Origin of the sequence: Streptomyces rugosispiralis (genome assembly GCF_024505145.1) — a bacterium.
Classification (GTDB): domain Bacteria; phylum Actinomycetota; class Actinomycetes; order Streptomycetales; family Streptomycetaceae; genus Streptomyces; species Streptomyces rugosispiralis.
Map to the genome: position 1 here is coordinate 1 of NZ_JANIAA010000133.1, position 2,937 is coordinate 2,937.

Below are 2,937 nucleotides of genomic sequence, written 5' to 3' on the forward strand. Positions count from 1 at the left end.
TTGGTCGAAGGCGATGGACTGCCCGTGCTGCGCCGGGATCGTCCGGAGCCTGTCACTGTTATGGCGGCCTTGGGCGGGCTGTACGTCCGGGGCGTCCAGGTCGACTGGGGGGCGGTGTTCCCGGGTGCTCGGCGGGTTGATTTGCCGACGTATGCCTTCCAGCGTGAGCGGTTCTGGCTGGAGTCTTCCCCTGAGCACCCTGCTACGAGCGCCGTTGACGCGGCGTTTTGGGATGCGGTCGAGCGTGGCGACGCGGAGGCTCTCGGAGTTGATGCTGAGCAGTCGTTGAGCGCCGCGTTGCCCGCATTGGCGTCGTGGCGGCGAGCGCACCAGGAACAGTCGGTTATCGACGGGTGGCGTTATCGGCTCGGCTGGACGCCGATCCCGGTGGTGTCCGGGGAGGTGGGCCTCACCGGCACTTGGCTGGTTGTGGTCGAGTCGGGTGCGGACGGCACCGATGTGGTTGCTGCGCTGCGGACGGCCGGTGCCGGGGCCAGTGTCGAGGTCGTGACGGGCGAAACGATCGGCGAGCTGGACGCGGGGCCGGTCGCGGGTGTGGTGTCGTTGTTGTCGGTCGAGGCGACGGTGTCGCTGGTGCAGGCTCTCGGGGCGGCCGGGGTCGATGCGCCGTTGTGGTGTGTGACGCGAGGTGCGGTCTCCGTGGTGGACGGGGATGTGGTGGATCCGTACGCGTCGGCCGTCTGGGGTCTGGGCCGTGTGATCGGTCTGGAGCATCCGGACCGTTGGGGCGGGCTGATCGACCTGCCCACGGAGGCGGATGCGCGTGTGGGCGCGTCGTTGGCCGGGGTTCTCGCCGGGCGCACCGGGGAGGATCAGGTGGCGATCCGGGCCGCCGGGGCGTGGGGTGCCCGGCTGAGCCGGGCGACACCGATGGCGGACACATCTGCCGGGTGGCGTGGCCGGGGAACTGCCTTGATCACCGGGGGTACGGGTGCGCTGGGCGGCCATGTGGCGCGCTGGCTGGCGGGGACCGGGGTGGAGCGCATCGTGCTGACGAGCCGCCGGGGGATCGAGACCCCGGGTGCGGCCGAGCTGGTGACCGAGTTGGAGGAGTGCGGGGTCCGGGTGACGGTGGCCGCGTGCGATGTCGCCGATCGGGAGGCGGTCGCGACGCTGCTGGCCACCATCCCCGATCTCCGGGTCGTCGTACATGCCGCAGGGGTGCCGAGCTGGAGCGCGGTGGACAGCCTGACACCCGAGGAGTTCGAGGAGAGCGCGCGGTCGAAGGTTGCCGGGGCGGCGAACCTGGACGCACTTCTGGCAGACGCCGAGCTGGATGCCTTTGTGTTGTTCTCGTCGGTGGCGGGGGTGTGGGGGAGCGGGAGTCAGTCGGCGTATGCGGCGGCGAACGCTTTTTTGGATGGGTTGGCGTGGCGGCGTCGTGGTGTTGGGTTGGTGGCGACGTCGGTGGCGTGGGGGATGTGGGGTGGCGGTGGTATGGCTGTTGGGGGTGAGGGGTTCCTGGTTGAGCGTGGTGTGTCGGGGATGGCTCCGGGGTTGGCGGTGGCTGCGTTGGGGCGGGCGTTGGGTGATGGTGAGACGGCGCTGGTGGTGGCGGATGTGGACTGGGAGCGGTTCGGGCCGAGGTTCACCGCGTTGCGTCCGAGCCCACTGCTGAGCGAGCTGATCCCCGACACATCCGAACCACTCGCGTCGACCGTGGGTGAGTTCGCGGTCCAGCTGCGCGGATTGCCGCGCGAGGACCGGGACCGTGCGGTCGTGGAGCTGGTACGGACGCATGCCGCTGAGGTGTTGGGCCACCAGAACCCGACCGCGATCGGCCTCGACCGGACGTTCCAGGAGCTGGGCTTTGACTCGCTGACCGCAGTGGAATTGCGGGACCGGCTCGGCACGGCTACTCAGCTGCGATTCCCGGCGTCCGTGATCTTCGACTACCCGACTCCGGCGGCACTCGCCGAACATGTGTGTGGGGCCGCGCTCGGACTGACCGAAGAGATACAGGTACCGCACACACCCAGCGCGGTGGCCGACGATCCGATCGTGATCATCGGCATGAGCTGTCGATTCCCGGGCGGTGTGGACTCTCCGGAGGCGCTGTGGCGGCTGGTCAGCGCCGGTGGCGACGCCGTATCGTCCTTCCCGTCCGACCGTGGCTGGGACCTGGCCGGTGTGTACGACGCCGACGCCACACGCTCGGGCCGGTCGTACGTCCGCTCGGGTGGCTTCCTCCATGACGCGGCCGAGTTCGATGCCGGATTCTTCGGGATCTCGCCGCGCGAGGCGCTGGCGATGGATCCGCAGCAGCGGCTGCTGCTGGAGGCCTCCTGGGAGGCGTTCGAGCGGGCTGGAATCCCGGCCTCGACACTCAAGGGCAGCCAGACCGGCGTCTTCGTGGGCGCGTCCGCGCAGGGCTACGGCGGCGGGGATGGGCAGGCCCCGGAAGGATCCGAGGGATACCTTCTGACCGGTAACGCGGGCAGCGTGGTGTCCGGTCGGGTGGCCTATACGTTTGGGCTGGAGGGCCCGGCGGTCACCGTGGACACGGCGTGCTCGTCCTCGCTGGTGGCGCTGCACTGGGCGGTGCGGGCCCTTCGGTCGGGAGAGTGCTCCCTCGCGCTGGCCGGCGGAGTGACCGTGATGGCGACACCCGCCACCTTTGTGGAGTTCTCGCGTCAGCGTGGGTTGGCCGCCGATGGCCGCTGCAAGCCCTTTGCCGCTGGTGCGGATGGGACGGGGTGGTCGGAGGGTGTTGGGCTGTTGTTGGTGGAGCGGTTGTCGGATGCGGAGCGGAACGGGCATCCGGTGCTGGCCGTTGTCTCGGGCTCCGCGGTGAATCAGGATGGTGCGTCGAATGGGTTGACGGCGCCGAATGGTCCGTCGCAGCAGCGGGTGATCCGTCAGGCGCTGGCAAACGCCGGGCTTAACGCCCAGGACGTCGATGCGGTGGAGGCGCAC

1 pseudogene is annotated in these 2,937 nt (G+C 69.8%); it reads left to right on the forward strand.

The features are described 5' to 3' along the window. Positions 1-24 precede the first annotated feature (24 nt). Positions 25-2,937 (forward strand): annotated as a pseudogene (locus tag NP777_RS47965) (SDR family NAD(P)-dependent oxidoreductase); the annotation flags it as partial.